This is a genomic window from Methylobacterium sp. 391_Methyba4 (genome assembly GCF_029691625.1).
Lineage (GTDB): Bacteria > Pseudomonadota > Alphaproteobacteria > Rhizobiales > Beijerinckiaceae > Methylobacterium > Methylobacterium fujisawaense.
On sequence record NZ_CP121475.1, the window covers coordinates 1,759,847 to 1,777,263 of the forward strand.

Sequence of the window (17,417 nt, forward strand, 5' to 3'; positions counted from 1 at the left end):
GCGGCTCAGCTCCGGATCGCGGCGGCGAGCCAGCCGGCGAGTTCGCCGGGCGTCATCGCGGCGATCTCGGCACCGGCCGCCACGAGCCGCTGGGCCATCGCCCGGTCGTAGGCGGGCCGGGCCGCCGAATCGAGGGCCGCGAGCCCGAGCACGCGGGTGCGCTGGCCGGAGAGCGCCCGCACCTGAGCGACCAGGGCGGCCTCGCTCGCCCCCTCGTAGAAGTCGGAGACCAAGACCACGATCGCCCGCTCCGGCGCGGTGATCAGGCCGGCCGCGTAGCGCAGGGCCCCGCCGATATCGGTGCCGCCGCCGAGCTGGACCTTCATGAGCAGCTCGCAGGCGTCGTCGCAATCGCGGGTCAGGTCCACCACCGCCGTGTCGAAGGCGACGAGATGGGTGCGGATGCCGGGGAGCTTCCACAGGCAGGCGGCCATCACCGAGGCGTGGATCACCGAATCGAGCATCGACCCGCTCTGGTCGACGAGCAGGATCACCTGCCAGGGCCGCATCTGCCGCCGGTTCCGAGCGAAGAAGTGCAGCCGCTCGACGGTGATCCGCCGGCTCTCGGGATCGTAGTGGCGCAGGTTGTCGCGGATCGTCCGGTTCAGGTCGAGGTCGCGGGCGCCGGGCAGGCGCGTGTGCCGCCGACGGTCAAGCACCCCCGAGAACGCCACCGCGAGGTCCCGGGCCAGCCGCTCCATCAGCTGCCGCACCACCTCCTGGACGAGCTTGCGGGCCATCACCAGCACGTCGGGCGCCATCAGGTGCTTGGTGCGCAGGACCGCCTTCAGCAGCGTCTCGTTCGGCGCGACCCGGGCCAGCACCTCGGGGTTCGTGACCACGTCGTCGATGGCGTAGAGCTCGATCGCGTCGCGCTCCAGCCGCTCGATGGTCTCGCGGGGGAAGAGCGTGTGGACCGCGTTGATCCAGCCCGGCACCGTCAGGGTCGAGCCCTCGCGGCCGCCCTGGCGCCGCTCCCCCCGCGCCGTGCCCTCGGCGTCGCGGCCGTAGAGCCAGTCGAGGGCCTGATCCATGGCGGCGGCCTCCCCCGACAGGGCGCAGCCGGCCCCCGCGCAGGCGGACTCCGCCGCCTCGCCCAGGATGAGCCGCCAGCGCGTGACGGGGTCGAGGCTCACCGCAGCCGCGTCCCGGCGAGGAGGCTCGGTCCGCGCAGGAGCTCGCTCGCCGTCACCGGCGCGAGCGCGCCGAAGGTCCGCTGGCCCGGCTCCGTCCGGTTGCTCCAGGGCGAGCCGAGGGTCAGGTCGCCGAGGGTCTGCTCCCGGTCCTCGAACTCCACCGCGCCGGTGAACAGGCCCTCCGAGAAGGTCAGGGATGCCTGGCCCGCCGCGCCCCCCGGGAAGGTGACGGCGCGCTCGATCCACCAGACCACACCGCCATCCTGCGGTGACCCGAGGGGCCAGCCCTTCGCGGCCATGCCGCGCAGGCGGTTGGCCTCCACCACGGTCCCGGCGAAGCGGCTCGTGGTCGATGCGGCCGCCTCGGCCTCCGTGAAGGCGTAGGTCTCGCGGGCGAGCTGCGGGAAGGGCTGGACGATCTCGTAATCGCCGAACAGCGCCCCCCAGGCGGCCAGGGCCCCGGGGTCGAGTTGCAGGGGATGGACGAGGCCGATCAGGCCCGGGGCCGCCCCGGTCAGGTCGAGGTCGAGCGGCGCGTCGTCGGCATCCGTGAAGGTCAGGTCCTCCGCCACCCGGAAGGTCAGGCCCGGGCCGGTCCGCGGGTCGGCATCCGCGAAGGTGGCCCAGACGAGGCGCTGGGCGAGGTGGCGCACGAGCGGGTGGGCGGCGAAGCAGGGGCCGAACACCGTCGGCTGGACCCGGCGGGCGCCGGCGAGCATCGCCTCCAGGCGGGCCACCTGCAGGCTCGCCACGGCCCGCGCGTCCTTCTTCAGGGCACCCCAGCGGGCCACCGCCGCCGCGGCCTTGCCGGCATCGTCGGCCTTGGCGGGCTTGGGCAGGTCCTTGAGCCTCTGGCCGGCGGCGTCCCGGACCCAGGGCTTCAGGGTCTCGTCGAACCCGACCCGGAAGCCGCGGGGGCCGAAATCGAGGTCGAGGCCGCCGCGCTCGTCGAGGTCGAGGTCGGGGGCGAGCCGGTCGGCCAGCTCCTCGGGGGTGAGGCCGCGGGCCTCGGCGAGCTGGGCGATCTTCTGCCGGGCCTTCTCCTGGAGCCCCTTGAACTTCAGCTTCTCGGCGATGCCGTTTAGGTTCATCAGCGCGACGTCGGTGCCGATATCGACCAGCACGTCGAGTCCGGTGACCGCGCGGGCGTGGGCGGCCTCGCCGGGCCAGCGGCGGATCAGGCGGGTCAGGTCGCGGGCCGTGGCGTCGGTGCCGAACCAGCCCAGCGCGCGCAGGGCCCAGCCGTCCTTCGAGGGCGTCCCGGCGGCGATCCAGGCGGAGAACAGGTCCCACGCGAAGGCCGCGAGGCTCGCCTCGGTGCAGGCCTCGCGGACCATCGGCACGCCGGCATAGACGGCGTCCGGGTTGGTGAAGGACAGCATCTCGCAGAGGGTCAGGATCGCCGCGTCCGGCAGGGCGGTCCCGTCCCGCAGACGCGGGCGGGTCAGCATGGACGGCACGACCCAGGCGGGCGGCTTGCCGACCTTGGCGGGGACGCGGGCGAGGGGATCGCGGTCGAGCACCTGCGCGACCGCCTCCGTCACGTCCGGTGCCTGGTCCGCGTAGCGCGCGGCCACGGAAGTGATGATGGCGCGGCCGTCCGCCCGGTCCTGCGCCAGCACGCGCAGGGCGTGCTCGCCGGCGTCGCGCAGCGCCCCGGGCCGGCCCACGGCGTCGGGCAGCAGGCGGATGAGGGCGGTCTCGGGATGGCGGCGCAGCCACGCCAGGGCCGGCTCGCGGGCCTTCTTGAGCTTCGTGAGGGCGCGGGCGGCGGGCACGGCGAGACGGCCATCGTCCACCGCCAGGACCGCCGGCAGGAGCCCGACCGGATCGGCCTCGACCAGCCCGACGAGGCCCGGCATCGCCCGCTCGCCGAACCGCGACAGCATCGCCCACACGATCTCCGGCCATTGCGAGACGTGGAAGCATCCCGCAACGACGCGCGACTGGGCCCAGAGGGCGAGCGCCAGGGGCTCGGGCTGCCGCTCCAGGCTGCCGACCAGTTGGCGATAGGGCGAGTTCGCCCAGTAGCGGCAGGCCTCGTCGATCTGGGCGACGCGGGCGGCGACCCAGGCGATCAGGGCCGGCGGGTCGTCGCGCGGCGGCTCGGAGAGCGGGGGCGGAATCCGGCTCCAGCCCTGAGTCGGATGGGAAAGCTCGGTGGCCGCCACGAAGGCCGACAGCGCCTCCGGGCCGTCGAGGGTCACGGCGTTCCGCGCCCGCCAGTAGCTCGGGGCGACCTCCGGCACCGCGTGCGCGAACGGCGTCGGCAGCGGCGCGAGGGCGAGGACGAGGTCGTCCCGGGTCCGGGCCTTGGCCCGCCAGGGCGGATCACGCAGCACCCGCGGCCAGGCGGCGGGCTCCGCCAGGGGCACGGCGCGGGCCTCCGCCAGGGCATCGAGGATGCCGGCCCCGCGCCCGCCCGACGCCGCGAGCCAGCCGCGGACCGTGTCGAGGCCGTGGATATCGAGCGCCCGGTTCACCCGGGCGCGCAGGGCCGGCTCCGATCGGCCGCCCGCGAGGGCGGCGAGGCAGCGGGGCAGGATCGCGGCGGGGTCCGCCTCCAGCGCCGCGTCGAGGGCCGCCGCGACGGGCTTCTCGTGGAGATGGGGCAGCAGGGCCGGCAGCGCGCCGGCCTCCCCCGTCGACAGGATCGCCAGGGCGACCGTCCGGCGCTGGTCGTCGGTGGCGTAGTGCAGCAGCCAGTCGAGGGCCGGCAGGGCCGGCTGACCGGCGGCGCGGGCCACCGCCAGCAGGGTCGCGGCCGCCTCGGCCGCGTCGAGGGCGCAGTAGACGAAGTAGAGGTGGTAGCTGCGCTTGGCGCGCCAGGCCGCGACCGCCTCCGGCGGCGCGTCGGCGAGGAGCGGCAGGTAGACCGTGTCGGCCGCGACGTCGATCCCGGCGGAAGCGGCGGCTTCGAGCACGGCGCGGGGCTGGAGCGGGTGCGGGGCGGGCCGGTCGTCGGCCAGGATGAACGCGCAGGCGCAGGCCGCCGGCCAGTCGTGATCCTCGGCGATCCGCGCATTCAGGAACGCGACCGCGGCGTCGTAATCGGCCTCCGGGGCGTGCACCAGGGCGGCCCGCAGGGCGAGGTGGAGCGGCTCCGCCCAGGACAGGCGCTGGTAGGGGCGCGGCGTCTTCGGGGTCGGGCGGCGCCGGTCGGCCAGCCGGGCGACGGCCTCCGTCCCGCCCCGGGCCACGGCGTAGCGCAGGATCGCCTCCAGCGCCCGCCGCAGGATGGCGTCGCCGGTGGCGGCCCGGGACGGATTTCCCTGTCGGCGCGCCTCCGCAGCGTCGACGATCGCGTCCAGCCAGGCGGCGAGGCCGTCCCGGTCCGGCGGCGCCCCGGCGAGGCGCGCGGCCTCGGCATCGCCGAGCGCGGCCGCCAACGGCGCCGCGATCGCCCGCCAAGCCTCCGCCGCGTCCGGGCGCGGACCGGGGCGCAGGCGGGTCGGCAGCGGCACCGCCTCGAAGACCGCGGCCGGGGCGGGGGGCGGGACGGGCTCCGCCGGGGCAGCCGGCGGGGGCTCGGCGGGCGGCGGGGCGGCCGGCTCCGCGGCCCGCTCCGCGGCTGGCTCGACAACCGTCTCGCCGGCCGGCCCGGACGCCTGCGCCGTGGCGGGCGCCGCTCCGTCGGCGCGGACATAGCCCTTGGCGGTCTTCTCGCGGACGAGCTTGTCCTTCTCCTTCACGGCCGCGGCCGCGTCGGCGCAGGTCTTGTCCTTGCTCTGGCCCTGGGTGCCGAGGCGCCCGAAGCGGACGGTGAGCGTCGGGCCGGAGACGCCGACCTCCCAGAACTTGGCCGCGCTGCCCTCGACCAGCTCGTAGCGTTCCATGGGCTGTCTCCCTCTCACGCGTCGCCGGCGGCGGCGAGCAGGCTCGGCGTGCGCAGGACCTCGCTGGCGGTCACCGGATCGAGGTCGCCGAACCGGTGGGTCGCCGCGGCGCGCCAGCCGGCCTCGGACAGGGTCAGGGTCCGCAGCGTCTGGATCCCGTCGCCCTCCGGGCCGGGCCGGTGCCAGAACCCGTCCTCGAAGCGCAGGACCGCGACGAGGCGGGTTCCGTCGGGCAGCGCGACCGGCCGCTGCACCGCATGGACGTGCTCGCCACCGGTGTCGGTCGACCAGCCCTGGGGCCGCAGGCCGCGCAGGCGGCGGCCGCCCACCCGGATTCCGTCGAAGCGCAGGGTCTCGGCGCCGCCCCGCTCGGCCTCGGTGAACGCGAAGGTCTCGCGGGCGAGTTGCGGGAAGGGCTGGGCGATCTCGTAATCGGCGAACAAGCCGCTCCAGGCCGCCAGCGCTTCCGGGTCGAGGTGCAGGGGATGGACGAGGCCGACCACGCCCTCGGCCGCCGCGACGTCGAGGGCGAGGGCGTCGTCCGCGGCGTCGGTCGGCGAGAGATCCTCCGCGAGGCGGAAGACGTGCCCCGGCGGCGTCGCGGGCGCACCGTCCGGATAGAGCCCCCAGACGAGGCGCCCGGCGAGGTGGCGGATCAGCGGGTGGGCGGCGAAGAACGGCCAGAACACCCCGGGGGCGACGCGGCGCTGGGACGCCAGCATGGCCTCGAGCCGGGTGACCTGCAGGCCGGCGGCGGCTTCCGCGTCCTTGCGCAGGGCCGCCCAGTGCCGGGACGCCGCCTTGGCGGCCTCGGGATCGTCCGCCTTGGTCGGGCGGGGCAGGGCGGCGAGCCGCCGGCCCTCGGCGTCGCGCAGGACGGGCTTCAGCGTCTCGTCGAAGCCGACCCGGAACCGGCGCTCCCCGAAGGACAGGTCGAGCCCGCCCCGGGCGTCGAGGCCGAGATCGGGGGAGAGCCGGTCGGCGAGGTCGACCTCGTCGAGGCCGCGCGCCTCGGCGGCGTCGACGATGGCGGCGCGGGCAGCCTCGCGCAGTTGCAGCAGCGGGCTCTTCTCGGCGATGGCGCTGAGGTTCATCAGCGCCACGTCGGTGCCGATCCCGGCGAGCACGGCGATGCCGGCCCGGCCGCGGGGCTTCAGGCCGGCCTGCCCCCAGGCGCGGATCTGACGGGTGAGGTCGCGGGCGGCGTGGTCGCCGCCGATCAGGGCCAGCGCCTGCAGGGCCCATTCCCCCGTCGCCTTGGCGCCGGCGGCGATCCAGGACTGGAACAGCGCGACCGCGAAGGCGTCGAGGCTCTCCGGCGTGCAGGCGGCGCGGACCTGCGCGACGCCCGCGTAGGGCGTCAGTGGGTCCGAGAAGGCGAGCATCTCGCACAGGGCGGTGACGGCGGCGTCGGGCAGGGCGCCCCCGCTCCGCAGGACCGGGCGGGGCAGGGCGGCGGGGACCACCCAGTCGGGGAGCTTCGGCGGCTTGGCCGGCACCTGCTCCAGCGGGTCGCTGTCGACCCCGGCGGCCACCGCCTCGGTCACGCCGGGATCCCGCTCCGCATAGGCCGCGACGGCGGCGTCGAGGGCGGCGCGCCCCGCGGGCTCGGCGGCGAGGAAGCGCAGGGCCGCGTCGGCGGCGTCGCGGTCCGGGCCGGCGGGCCCGAGGGTCTCGGGCAGGAGCCGCAGCGCCGCGGTGCGGGGATGGGCGCGCAGCCACGCGGCCGCGGCCGGCCGGAGCTTGCGGGTGCGGTGGAAGACCCGGGCGGCGACCGGGGCGAGGTCGGCGGCGTCCACCGGCTCGACCTCCGGCAGGAGCTGCGCCGGATCCGCCGCGACGAGGCGGACGAGGCCGGGCACGGCCCGCTCGCCGAAGCGGGACAGCATCACCGCGATGGTGCGCCGCCACGCCACGTAATGGGCGCGCTGCGGCCCGGTCTTCTCCCACAGCATCAGCGCCAGGGGCTCGGGCTGCCACCCGACCATCCGGAACCAGGGCCCGTAGTTGAAGTAGAAGAAGCCTGTGAACTGCTCGCGGGTGAGGTCGAGCCGGCGGTCGAGCCAGGCCAGGGCCGCCGCGGGATCCGCGTCGGCGGCGGGCACGGGCTCGGCCGGCGGCGGGATCGGCATGTCGTAGAGGGCCTCCGCCTCGGTGGCGCGGATCCGCGCCGCGAGGTCCGTCATGGCCTCCACAAGCGTTCCGGCCTGGAAGTAGAAGGTGCTGCGGTCGAGGGCCTGCTCGGGGTCGAAGCCGTGCGCGAAGGGCGTCGGGATCGGCGCCACCACCCGTTCCGGCCGGGCGCGCGCGGCCCCGCGCCGCCGCCAGGGCGGGTCCCGGAGCACGGGCGGCAAAGCCTCCGGCGCCGCCTGCGGCCCGCTGCCGGCGGCGAGCAGCCGGTCCAGGCGCCCCGCGCCCCGGCCCCCGTCGGCCGCCGCCCAGGCGCGGGCGGTCTCATGTCCGTGGCGCTCGGCGAGCGTGACGGCTCGCGGGCCGTAGGCGGGCTCCCCCTTGCCATGGAGCGCCCCGAGATAGGCGCGCAGCATCCAGTCGGGGAAGGCCGCGTCTGCGGCGTCGAGGGCGTCGCGGACCAGCTTGGTGCCCACGAAGGGCAGGAGGGCGTCGAGGGCGTCGGCGGCCCGGGTCTCCAGGAGCGCCCGGGCGATGAGCGTGCGCTCGGGGCCGACCGCTCCCTCCAGGAGCCAGACGAGGGCGGGGGTGGCCGGCTCTCCGGCCGCGTCGGCGCTGGCGATCACCGTGGCGGCGGCCTCCTCGGCCCCGACATCGCAGGTCGCCAGGGTCGCCCGGTGGAACGGCGCGGCGTACCAGGGCGCGGCCTGGCTCGGCGGCAGGTCGACGATCAGCGGCAGGGCGGCGTGGGAATTGCCGTAGGCCTTGGGATCCGGCGGGTCGCAGCGCGCGAGCACCGCGCGGGCGCAGAGGGCATGGTCGGCGCCGGGCCGGTCATCCGCGAAGACCGCCGCGAGCCAGCGGGCGAGGGTCGGCTCCGGCTCCGCGGCGGCGAGCCGGAGGGCCGCCTCCAGGGCCTCCGCGTATTCCGCCTCGGGGGCGGCGGCCAGGGCGGCCCGGACGCCGAAGGCGGTGGGCATGTCCCAGGCCGAGACCGGCAGGGAGCCGTACCGGCCGGAGGGGCGGGGCTGCAGCCGGTCGAACAGGGCCACGAGCGTCCCGGTGCCGGAGCGGGCCACGAGCCAGCGGGCGAAATGGGTGAACGCCGCCCGGGCCGCCGGCCCCTGCGGTCCGGGCTTGGCACCCCAGAGGCGCTGGTTCAGCGCCGGGCAGGCCGCCTCGAGCTGCTCCAGCCAGTGCCGGGCCGCGGCGTGGTCGGGGGCCGGCGGCGCGCCGTCGAGCCGGGCGGCGAGGGCCTCGGCCGGCGCGCGGGCCTCGTCGGGAGCGGTTTCCAGCAGCGGGCGGATCCGCGCCGCGAAGGCCGCCCAGTCGGCGGCGGCGTCGAGGGGCGGGCCGGGGCGGGTGCGCGTGGGCAGGGGCGTGCCGGAGAAGATCGGGGCGCGGCGCGCCTCCGCCCGGGCGGCGGGGGCGGGCGAGGCCTCGGCGGTTTCGGAATCGGCGGCCCGAGCAACCGTGGCCTGGGCTGTCGCCCCGGCGGCCGAAGCCGGTGCGGCGTCGCCGGCGGGGCGATAGCCCTTGGCGGTCTTCTCCCGCACCAGCCGGTCGAGCTCGACCCGAGCCGCCTGCGCGCTCGCGAAGCTCTTGGTCTTGGACTGCCCCTGCGTGCCGAGCCGGCCGAATCTCACGATGAGAACGCTATCCTCGGTCCCGGCCTCCCAGAACTTCGCCGATGATCCCGCCGTCAGCTCGTAACGCTGCATGCAGTCCTCTCCCCCGTGGCGCGGCGGTAAAATTTTCCTTGTCGCGTCTCAGGTCAACCCGTAGCGGGCGAGCCGCGCGGCGACCCGCGCCTCGCGGGCCAGGGCCTCGGCCTGATCGGCCGGGCGGGCGCGCTGGCGCATCCAGGCCAGGGCCTCGACCTCGGCCCGGGCCTCGCCGAGGCCGCTCCGGCGCAGGATCGCCACGGCGATGCGCTCACGCTCCCGGGGCGGGAACCACGCGAAGGCCATCCGCAGGGACGGCAGCGCCCGCAGGAAATCCTCATCGCCCCAGGCGGCCACCAGCCCCTCGACGGAGGCGAGGGTGGCGTCGGCGGCGATCTCCTCGCGGGCGAGGGCGAACAGGCCGGCGAGGAAGTCGCCCAGCGTCGCGGGCAGGCCGAAGCGGCGCAGCCGGGACAGGGCGGCCTCCGGGTCCGAGCCGGCCGCGCCGCAGGCGACCCGGAAGCCGAGGGCCGCCCCCGCGAGGGCCGGGGGCGTCTCCGGGTCGGCGAGGCGCCGGCCGAGCATGGCGGCGAAGGGCCCGCGCAGCTCGTCGAGGCCCGCAACCTCGGCGCCGACCTCGCGGAACAGGTCGCGGCAGGCGAGGAGCAGCGGGATGGCGCCGAGCCCCGCGCGGGGCTCCCGGATGCCTTCGACGACGAAGAGCGCCCGGGCCGCCAGAGCGGCGCAGAGGCGGGCGAGGGCGGGCCGCGAAGGCGCGAAGGCGTCGCCGAACCGGTACAGCCGCACGATCCCGGCCCCGGCGGCGCCCAAAGCGGCCACGTCGTGTGCCGCCGCGATGCCGGCGCTCAAGCGGGCCAGCAGATCGCCCTCCAGGGTCAGCCCGGCGAACAGCGCGTCGGACAGAGCCCCGGTGAGAACGGCGAGGGAATCCGGCGCCGCCTCGACCCGGGCGGAGATCCGGGCGGCGGCGGCCATCTCCAGGGTGCCGCCCCAGAGCGAGGCCTCGATCAGGGCGCCGAGCCAGTGCGGGTGGCGCACGAGCGTGAAGCGCTCCCGCGGCAGGCCGGGCTCGGCGCGGTCCGGCCCCTCGCGGGCGATCCCCGGCAGCCCGAGCAGCGCCAGCCGGTGCAGCAGGTGCGCCCGCGCCCGGTCGCCCGGCTCGGCCCAGTCGAGGTCGATGCTGCGGCGCGCCGGCCCCGGCTCCAGATCGGCGGCGCGCAGACGCTCGGCGACGTCGGCCACCAGGGGCGGCTGCCGGGTGCCGGGAGCGAGGCGTCCCTCGCGCCGGCCGGTGAGCGCCCGCAGCATCGCGGCGAGCGCGGGGTGGCCGGGCGCGGCGCCGCCGGCCGCCCAGGCGGGCGGGCGGTCGAGGGCGTCCTTCACCAGGGCGGCGAGAGCCGCGTCGATCAGGTCGGCGCGCAGGATCGCCGGATGGGCGCGCAGCCGGGCGAGGGCCTCGGCATGGACCCGCCAGGCGATGCGGTCGGCGGTGGAGACGACCTGCCCGGCCTCACGCAGGGCCGCGGTGATCGCCGTCATCGCCCAGTCGGCCGCGGGGGCGAGGCCCGCCTCGGCCACGCGCTCGAAGTAGCCCGGCGCCGGCATGCCGGCCGCGTAGCCCGAGAACCGGTCGAGCCGGAGATAGGCGTAGGGCACCACGTAGCTGCCGGTGCGCAGGTCCGGCTCCGGCGGCGCCGGCTCGGGCCGGGTCCCGTCCGCCTGCGCGGCGTGGCGCCGGACGGCGTCCGCGTGCCAGCCGCCGCAGACGAGGACCACCGGCCGGTCGCCGGCCGCGCGCAGGGCGTGGGCCGCGTAGGCGCCCATGAAGCGCTCGCGGGCCGCCTCGGCGGGATCGTCCGTGCCCGGCGGGCGCAGCAGGGCGAAGTAGCGGTCGAGCCGGGCCGGCAGCTCCGCCTCGGAGGCCGCCTCGGCGAGGACGTCCCAGAGGGCGTCCTGGTCGGCGACGCCGAGGGCGGCGGCCAGCGCCCGCTCGGCGGCCTCGGCGCGGGCCCCGTGCGGGTCGGCGTAACGGTTGGCGCGGCGTCCGAAGGCCGGGTCCCAGGCCGGCAGGTCGCAGAACAGCGTCTGCGCACCCACCGCCCGGCCCGCCTCCAGCGCCTGCCATTCCGGCGAGAAGGCGCAGAACGGCGTGTAGGAGGCGGCGCCGCCGATCGCATCCGCCCGGAACGAGAAGATCGCCACCGGCAGGTCGTGGCCGAGGGCGAGGTCGGGCAGGTGCGGGTTGAAGTCCACCGGACCCTCGATCAGCACGAAGGCCGGCCGCAACGCCGCGATCCTGCGCCGGACGAGCCCGGCGCAGGCCGGGGAATGGTGGCGTACGCCGATGACGGTCAGGCGGCCGGAATCCGGCGCGGGACCGCTCATTGCGGGGTGAGGAGGTGCCGCGCCGCGTAGAGCTGGCGCCACGCCGCGCCGGAGCGGCGGCTGACGCGCTGGTCGAGATAGCGGCGCAGGCGGGCGAGATCCTCCGCGTCGTCCTTGGCGGCGGTGCCGGCGAGGCAGGCGACGATGTCCTCCGGCTGGCCGGCATCGCCCCGCAGGAAATGGCCCTTCACCCCGATGGCGTGGGCGACGCTGACCGCCTCCGCGGTGCTCATCACGGAGGAGAGCCGCTCCATGCCGGTGCCCTCCGTATCCACGGCCTCGCGCAGCTCCCGGAAGCAGGTCACGAGGAGTTCGAGCACCTCCGGATCCGGGCTGCGGGGCACGCCGGAGCGGGCCAGAAGCGCGGTGGCCTCGCGCTGCACCAGGGCGAGTTCGGCCTCAAGATCGGCGATCGGGAACACGGTCTCGAAGCCGAACCGGCGCTTGAGGGCCGCCGACATCTCGTTCACGCCCCGGTCGCGGGTGTTGGCGGTGGCGATGAGGTTGAAGCCGTCGCGCGCGTAGACCATCCCGTCCGCGCCGGTGAGTTCCGGCACGGCAAGCACCCGGTCGGACAGGACCGAGAGCAGGCTGTCCTGCACCTCCAGCGGGCAGCGGGTCAGCTCCTCGAAGCGGACGATCCGCCCCGCGCTGAGGCCGGTATGGAGGGCGCCGGGCACCAGGGCGCGCGGGCTCGGCCCCTCGGCGACGAGCAGCGCGTAGTTCCAGCCGTAGCGGATCTGGTCCTCGGTCAGCGACGCGCCGCCCTGGATCGTCAGGGTCGAGCACCCGCTGATCGCCGCCGCGAGGAGTTCCGAGAGCAGGCTCTTGGCGGTCCCGGGCTCGCCGATCAGCAGGAGGGCCCGGGAGGTGGCGAGGGTGACCATGGCCCGCTCCACCAGCGCGGGCGCGCAGACCACCTTGGCGGGCGTCGCGCCGTCACCGCAGATGAAGCGCCGGACGGCCTGGAGCGAGAGCTGCCATCCGGGCGGTCGCGGCGCCGAATCCTCGGCGCGCAGGCGCGCGAGTTCCGCGGCGTGGACGTCCTCGGCGGGGGGTCTCTGACGCGCCTCGCGATCACCGCCCGCCCGCACCGCCTTCGCCATGCACCCGTCCCCTGCCGTCGCGCCGATCCTGTCGGCGTGTCCTGCGATCGGCAGAGCATGCCCCGGCACGGGCATGTCTCTCAAGCGCCTCCGAGCATCTCCGAGCATCTCCAAGCATTGGTGGCCCAGCGCATGCGTCCGGCCGGCCCGCACGGCACCGGACGGGCCAGAACGGATGTCTTTCCGAGAGCGTCTACATCGACACCAAGCACAACGTCAGGATCGCGATCTCGAAGACGATCCAGCCACCGAAGACGACGACCAGCTCCCAGTCGGTTCTCTCTTTGGTCTTGGCCAAAGCGTACATGTTCGACCTCCTCGCGCAGCCCGAGAGGCCACAAGCGAATTCAGTCACCACGATAGGACGCGACGTATACGAATATTCAATCAGATTTTGCCGTGGATTGCAATTGTTCGAACCCGCCCAAGCCCGAAGATAAATCAATACATCACTCCGCGAAACGCGCGCCGCGCCTTCTCGGACGCGGAAATATTGCATCGCAGCAAGTATTTCCCCGCAGGCCCGGCGCTCGCGCAACCCCGATCCCGGGGACGTGAACGGGATCCGTCCGGCCGCGTTGCTCCCGACAGGCCCGGTAGAGGCAGCCTGGGGAAGCGTTCCGAGGATTCACATATGAAGACGTTGATCAGCCTGACCGTCGCGGGCCTCCTGGCGACGGGCGCGGCCGCCACGGCCGCGGAGAATACCGCCCCCCGCATGCAGGGCTCGCCCAATGCGGCCGGCTATACGGGCAAGGACGAGATGGGGAAGGGCGCGACGACGGGCACGACGACGGGCACGACGACGGGCACGACGACGGGCACGACGATCGGATCACCGGGCTCGGAGATGCCGCAACAGGACGGCCGGATGAAGGGACCGCCGAATGCGGCCGGCTTCCAGCCGGGCGGCGACAAGGCCGGCGGCGCGGCCGGAGCCCCGGACCGTCGCTGATTCGCCTCATGCCGGGGCGGGATCCGGCCCACGATCCCGCCCCTGAAGCCGGAGCCCCAGCCGCGACAGGCGGGGGCGGCAACCGGACGGGCCGCGCAATGCGGCGGCCCCATGGAGCACGGTGCGCGCAACGATATCCCCGCCACGGCGGCGGTGATCGAAGGGCGGGGCCGCGATGGCCCAGGTCGAGGCGGAGCCGGTCGCAGGGCCCTGATGAAGGCCGTCGACTTGCCGGAGACGCCGGGATTCGAGGACGGCGGCGCCGTCCCCCTGCGCGCCCGGGCAGCGAACGTTCTGCTCGTGAAGCCGTCGCGGCACCGCGGCGGCGCACCGCGGCGGCATCGCGGCGGCAGCATGGCCGGGGCCTGTGCCGCTGCGGCGGCCCCGTCATCCAGCCGTCATCGGGCCGGCCTAGGGCGGCGCCTCCCGCCCACCCGACCGGCTGTACTCACCTGATGGATTGGTCCGACCTGCCCGAAGACATCCCCTCGTCGTCGGCCGCCGACGCGAGCCGGATGCGGCTGTACATCACCGTCGGGCTGATCGGCATGGGGGCTCTCGGCATGGTCGGCGGGATGCTGCACATCCTCCCGGCCTGAGCGAGACCGCCGCCGCCCCGGCCCGGCCCGTTCGGTCGCCGCCTGGATCGCGGCGATCCAGCCGCCGATCTCGTCCGTCGTCCGGGCGGTCTGTCCGGCGGTCACCTTCACCGCCGCGGCGACCACGGCGAAGCCACGGCCCGCCTCACCGGCGCGGGCGGCCTCGATCGGGGCGACGCCGCATCATTCAGCGAACCAGGATCGATCCCCCGCACCAGACCGGCGCCCCCCTGCCGCAGGAACCGGAAGGTCCCGGCGGGCAGTGCGTCGCAGCGCGGCTCCATCGGCTGGACGACGCTGCCGCCGGGCCGGCGGCAGGCTACCGGACGGGATCGGGCAAGGCTGAAGCCGCGGCGCCGGGGAGGCGATCCCGGCTGCTTCCATGCGGATCGCCCGATGGCAGCGCCACGGGAGGTGCCCTGAGAGGCCGGGATCGACACCCGCGGGTGCCGCTGCCGAATCCCGGAGGTCATCGCGGCTCCAGAGCGCCCGCCGGAGCCGGGGCACGCGGTCCGGGGCCCGAATCCGCTCAGGCCGCCAGCTTGAGAACCCAATCGTAGAAGTCGGTCCAGGTCTCCGACGGGGCCGGCGGCTCTGTGCCCGACGATTTCCCGGGTTCGATCGCGACCTGCGCGCGGACATCCCGAGGGGCGCAGCCGAACTCTGCGCGGAAGGCCTGGGTGAAATGTGCGGGGCTCTCGAACCGCCAGCGATACGCCACATCGGAGATGCGGGCGAAGCGCCCGTCGCCGGCGGCGAGGTCCCGATAGGCGCGGGCGAGCCGGCGCTGCCGTATATAGCCGGACACGCCCCCGAGGGGGACGAACAGCCGGTACAGGGCGCTGCGCGAGACGCCGAACCGCTGCCCGATCGCCTCGGCGGTCAGGTCCGTGGACGCAAGCTCGGCCTCGATGAAGCGCCGGATGGCGACGAGCAGGGGGGCCCGCTCGAGTGGCTGGACGCCCCCATCCTCCTGCGGCAGGCCCAAGGCCGCCACACCGAGCAGCGCCGCCGTGGCCTCAGCTGCCGCAGCGGCCTCCGGCTCCGAGAACCCGGTCGCGTGCGTGCTGAGGGAGCGCAGGTGGTCGGTGAGCATCCGGCCGAACGGCGTCGCACCCCGGATCACCGCCCCGTGCAGGGTGTCGAGCGCGCTTTGCCGGACGCCGAAGAGCGGCCGCGGCAGGACGACCGTGATCGCCTCGTAATCCGTGGAGGCGGCGGAGAGGGGCCGCGACAGGTCGAACAGGCAGATGTCCCCCGGCGCGCAGTCCTGCTCCCTGCCGCTGACCGCCACCCTCGATTGTCCGGAGACACGCATGTGGGCGACGATATGATCGACGCCCATCCGGGCCACCAGGCCACGCTCGCGCACGAACCGGAGCCCGGAGGCGCGGGCGCTGCAGACGATCGCGGTGCCGAGGTGCCGAACCCGCGACTGACCGCGGAAATCGGACAGATCTTCCTTGCGGATCGTGAAGTCCCAGAACGGCGCGACGGCGTCGCGCCAGTCGTCGGCTTGACGATGACCGGGATTCTCACCCGTGAGCAGCAGGATCGGTTTTGGTCGCATCGCCCGTGTTGTGGTCCGGACCGCGCACATGGCATCGGCCCCGCCGCCAGTATGGCGATTCCTGCTGCTTAGAAAAGTGGCACTCCGTTCCAAACACCGGACTCTGCGCTCCGGGCTCGTCCTGTCCTGCGGGATCCGGTGCCGGATGCGGAACGTCCCGCAGGCCGGTCGGCCGCGGGACGGGACGGGACACGGTTGTGAGGATCGCGGACTGCGATCCTGATGGTCGAGCCCCGTTACCGTCCGCTCGGGGCTGCGCCGCTGCCGGTGGCACCGTTGCCGGTGCTGTTGTCGCCCGCAGGGGCGCCGGGGGACGAGGTGTTGCCGTTGGGCGTGCTCTGCGCGGCGGCTATCCCGGCGCTGCCGGCGACGAGGGCGAGAGCGAGCAGGGCGGATTGAACGGTTCGGCTGGTCATGGCTCTCCTGGATCCCGATCGGATTCTCGACGTGCCGGCCCATGCCGGCTTGCCTTCGAGAACCGCCCCCGGCCCGCCCTGTTCCCGCCCGGACGGGAGCGGCGCGAATCGGCCGCGGACCTCGGGCATGCCCGTGCAAGCATCCAGACCCGGAATGCGGCCGCGCTGCCCGGCTCGTGGATCGGGCAGCCGTTGTGCTCGGCCCGGAAGCCGGCCGAGCGGGGATAGACCACTCGGCGCGCGCATGAGGGCGCCGAGCGGACGATGGGCGGCGAGGCCGTGCCAAGGACTGAAGGCGAGGCCGTCATCGAGCGCCCGCGCCTTCGCGTCGCTCCAGGCCTCCTAACGCGGCACGGTGATGCGCGCCACAGGACGATAGGGGCTCTCGGCCTCGGGCCAGGAGACCGAAGCGTCCTCGACCGGCATCGTCTCGCGATTGGTGAGGAGTTGAGTCCGGATTTCCCAGACGCCCGCCTGCGCGGCGAAGAAGGCCGCGACCGCCTCGCGCAGGCCGTTCGGCTTGCCGTTGACGTTCAGGGCGGCGCCCGTGAGCGCGGTCAGTTCGGGCGAGACCGGCGCCACCGCGACCTTCGCGACGTAATCGCCCCAGCGCAGGGGCGCCTGGCTGTAGAAGGTCTCGCCCAGGATGTGGGTTTCGGGATGACCGCCGAGGGCGATGACTGTCGGGCTCTTCGTGCCGAGTCCCTCAAGCACCGCCTCGACGCCGCGCAGCAGGGCCGAGAAGCCCTTCTTGAACACCTGCGGGGTGTCGGTGGCGCTCGCCGGCAACGCCGAGAATCCTGATGGCGAGGCCCCGGGGTGTCGACACGCTGTCGTCGAGGATGTCGCCGGGATTGGTCGAGAAGCGCAAAACCACATCGTGGCGCCCCGGCGCCGCGAAGGCGCCCTGGGCGAACGCGGGGGACAGTCCGGGCAGCACCTCCAGGGAGACGACCAGCAGGCCGTGCGCCTTGGCATGAACCCCGCGCACCGCGTGGCCGCCATCCTTCAGGGTGGTGCCCTGGATCTTGGCGAGTTGCTCGACCATGCCCGCATGGACCACCGCCTCATCGGGCTGCAGAGCCTCCAGGTCGGGCGCGTAGCGAATGAAGGCGGTCATGGGCCTCGGGGAAGACTCGGGGGCGCCGGGCAGCGGATCCGAGCCGCAAACCGTTCGGATGCAGGCCGTTCCGGGCATTTAGGGCGGCGGGAGCTGCGGGCCGCGCCGTTTCCGCCGGGAACACCCGGCAGCCCCCCGAGCTTGTCCGAAGGTCGAGACCTGGGGCGTGGCGTGAAGGTGTTCCGGATCATGCAGGCGGCGACGGGGGCGATCCTCTGGATCGGCTCCGCGCTCGATCCCCTTGCAGCCCTCGACGCGATGGCGCGCGCAGCCGGCTTCCGCGACAGCACCCGGATCCCGAGCCACCTGCGGGCCGGAGGCCTCCATGTCGAAGAGGTGGAGGTCTGATCCGCGCCGCGCCGAGCAACGGGCCAGGCGGCTGGACGTGCGGCTGGACGTGCGGCTGGACGTGCGGCGCCGATATCCCATCCGGGGCCGGCGGATCGAGGTGCGCTCGCCGGAACTGACCACAGCGACCG

General features: G+C 75.2%; 10 protein-coding genes and 2 pseudogenes. 3 read left to right on the forward strand and 9 right to left on the reverse strand.

The window, feature by feature from the left end; all coding sequences use genetic code 11:
* Positions 1 to 5 precede the first annotated feature (5 nt).
* From P9K36_RS08315 to P9K36_RS08335, 5 genes are read right to left on the reverse strand one after another with little or no spacing between them, the layout of a single operon-like run.
* Entirely contained in the window at positions 6 to 1,136 is a 1,131-nt protein-coding gene (locus P9K36_RS08315; RefSeq protein ID WP_043350094.1) for a VWA domain-containing protein, read from the reverse strand.
* Entirely contained in the window at positions 1,133 to 4,972 is a 3,840-nt protein-coding gene (locus P9K36_RS08320) for a DUF4132 domain-containing protein (protein WP_278306892.1), read from the reverse strand. Before P9K36_RS08320 ends, P9K36_RS08315 begins: the two co-directional genes overlap by 4 nt.
* A 14-nt stretch (positions 4,973 to 4,986) precedes the next feature.
* Positions 4,987 to 8,823 (reverse strand): DUF4132 domain-containing protein, encoded by a 3,837-nt coding sequence (locus P9K36_RS08325; RefSeq protein WP_278306893.1) that lies wholly within the window; start codon positions 8,821 to 8,823, stop codon positions 4,987 to 4,989.
* Between the two features lie 48 nt (positions 8,824 to 8,871).
* Complete coding sequence (locus tag P9K36_RS08330) at positions 8,872 to 11,172, reverse strand: DUF5682 family protein (protein ID WP_278306894.1); 2,301 nt, start codon at positions 11,170 to 11,172, stop codon at positions 8,872 to 8,874.
* Complete coding sequence (locus P9K36_RS08335) at positions 11,169 to 12,278, reverse strand: AAA family ATPase (protein ID WP_043382316.1); 1,110 nt, start codon at positions 12,276 to 12,278, stop codon at positions 11,169 to 11,171. Before P9K36_RS08335 ends, P9K36_RS08330 begins: the two co-directional genes overlap by 4 nt.
* A 634-nt stretch (positions 12,279 to 12,912) precedes the next feature.
* Between P9K36_RS08335 and P9K36_RS08340 the strand changes: the two genes are divergently transcribed.
* Both P9K36_RS08340 and P9K36_RS08345 read left to right on the forward strand, forming a co-directional pair.
* Complete coding sequence (locus tag P9K36_RS08340) at positions 12,913 to 13,233, forward strand: hypothetical protein (RefSeq protein ID WP_278306895.1); 321 nt, start codon at positions 12,913 to 12,915, stop codon at positions 13,231 to 13,233.
* A gap of 455 nt (positions 13,234 to 13,688) precedes the next feature.
* Entirely contained in the window at positions 13,689 to 13,832 is a 144-nt protein-coding gene (locus P9K36_RS08345; protein WP_278306896.1) for a hypothetical protein, read from the forward strand.
* Positions 13,833 to 13,913: 81 nt separating this feature from the next.
* On the opposite strand, the pseudogene P9K36_RS08350 reads toward P9K36_RS08345, so the two are convergent.
* From P9K36_RS08350 to P9K36_RS08365, 4 genes and pseudogenes are all read right to left on the reverse strand, one after another.
* Positions 13,914 to 13,958, reverse strand: a pseudogene (locus P9K36_RS08350) (hypothetical protein); the annotation flags it as partial.
* Positions 13,959 to 14,361: 403 nt separating this feature from the next.
* Complete coding sequence (locus tag P9K36_RS08355) at positions 14,362 to 15,402, reverse strand: helix-turn-helix domain-containing protein (protein ID WP_278306897.1); 1,041 nt, start codon at positions 15,400 to 15,402, stop codon at positions 14,362 to 14,364.
* 236 nt (positions 15,403 to 15,638) lie between these two features.
* A complete protein-coding gene (locus P9K36_RS08360) occupies positions 15,639 to 15,818 on the reverse strand; it encodes a hypothetical protein (protein ID WP_043355788.1) in 180 nt (59 codons plus the stop codon).
* A 158-nt stretch (positions 15,819 to 15,976) separates the two neighbouring features.
* Positions 15,977 to 16,938 (reverse strand): annotated as a pseudogene (locus P9K36_RS08365) (catalase family protein); the annotation flags it as partial.
* A gap of 141 nt (positions 16,939 to 17,079) precedes the next feature.
* On the opposite strand from P9K36_RS08365, the gene P9K36_RS08370 reads away from it, so the two are divergent.
* Positions 17,080 to 17,286 (forward strand): hypothetical protein, encoded by a 207-nt coding sequence (locus P9K36_RS08370; protein ID WP_182593020.1) that lies wholly within the window; start codon positions 17,080 to 17,082, stop codon positions 17,284 to 17,286.
* The last annotated feature ends 131 nt before the right edge of the window (positions 17,287 to 17,417 follow it).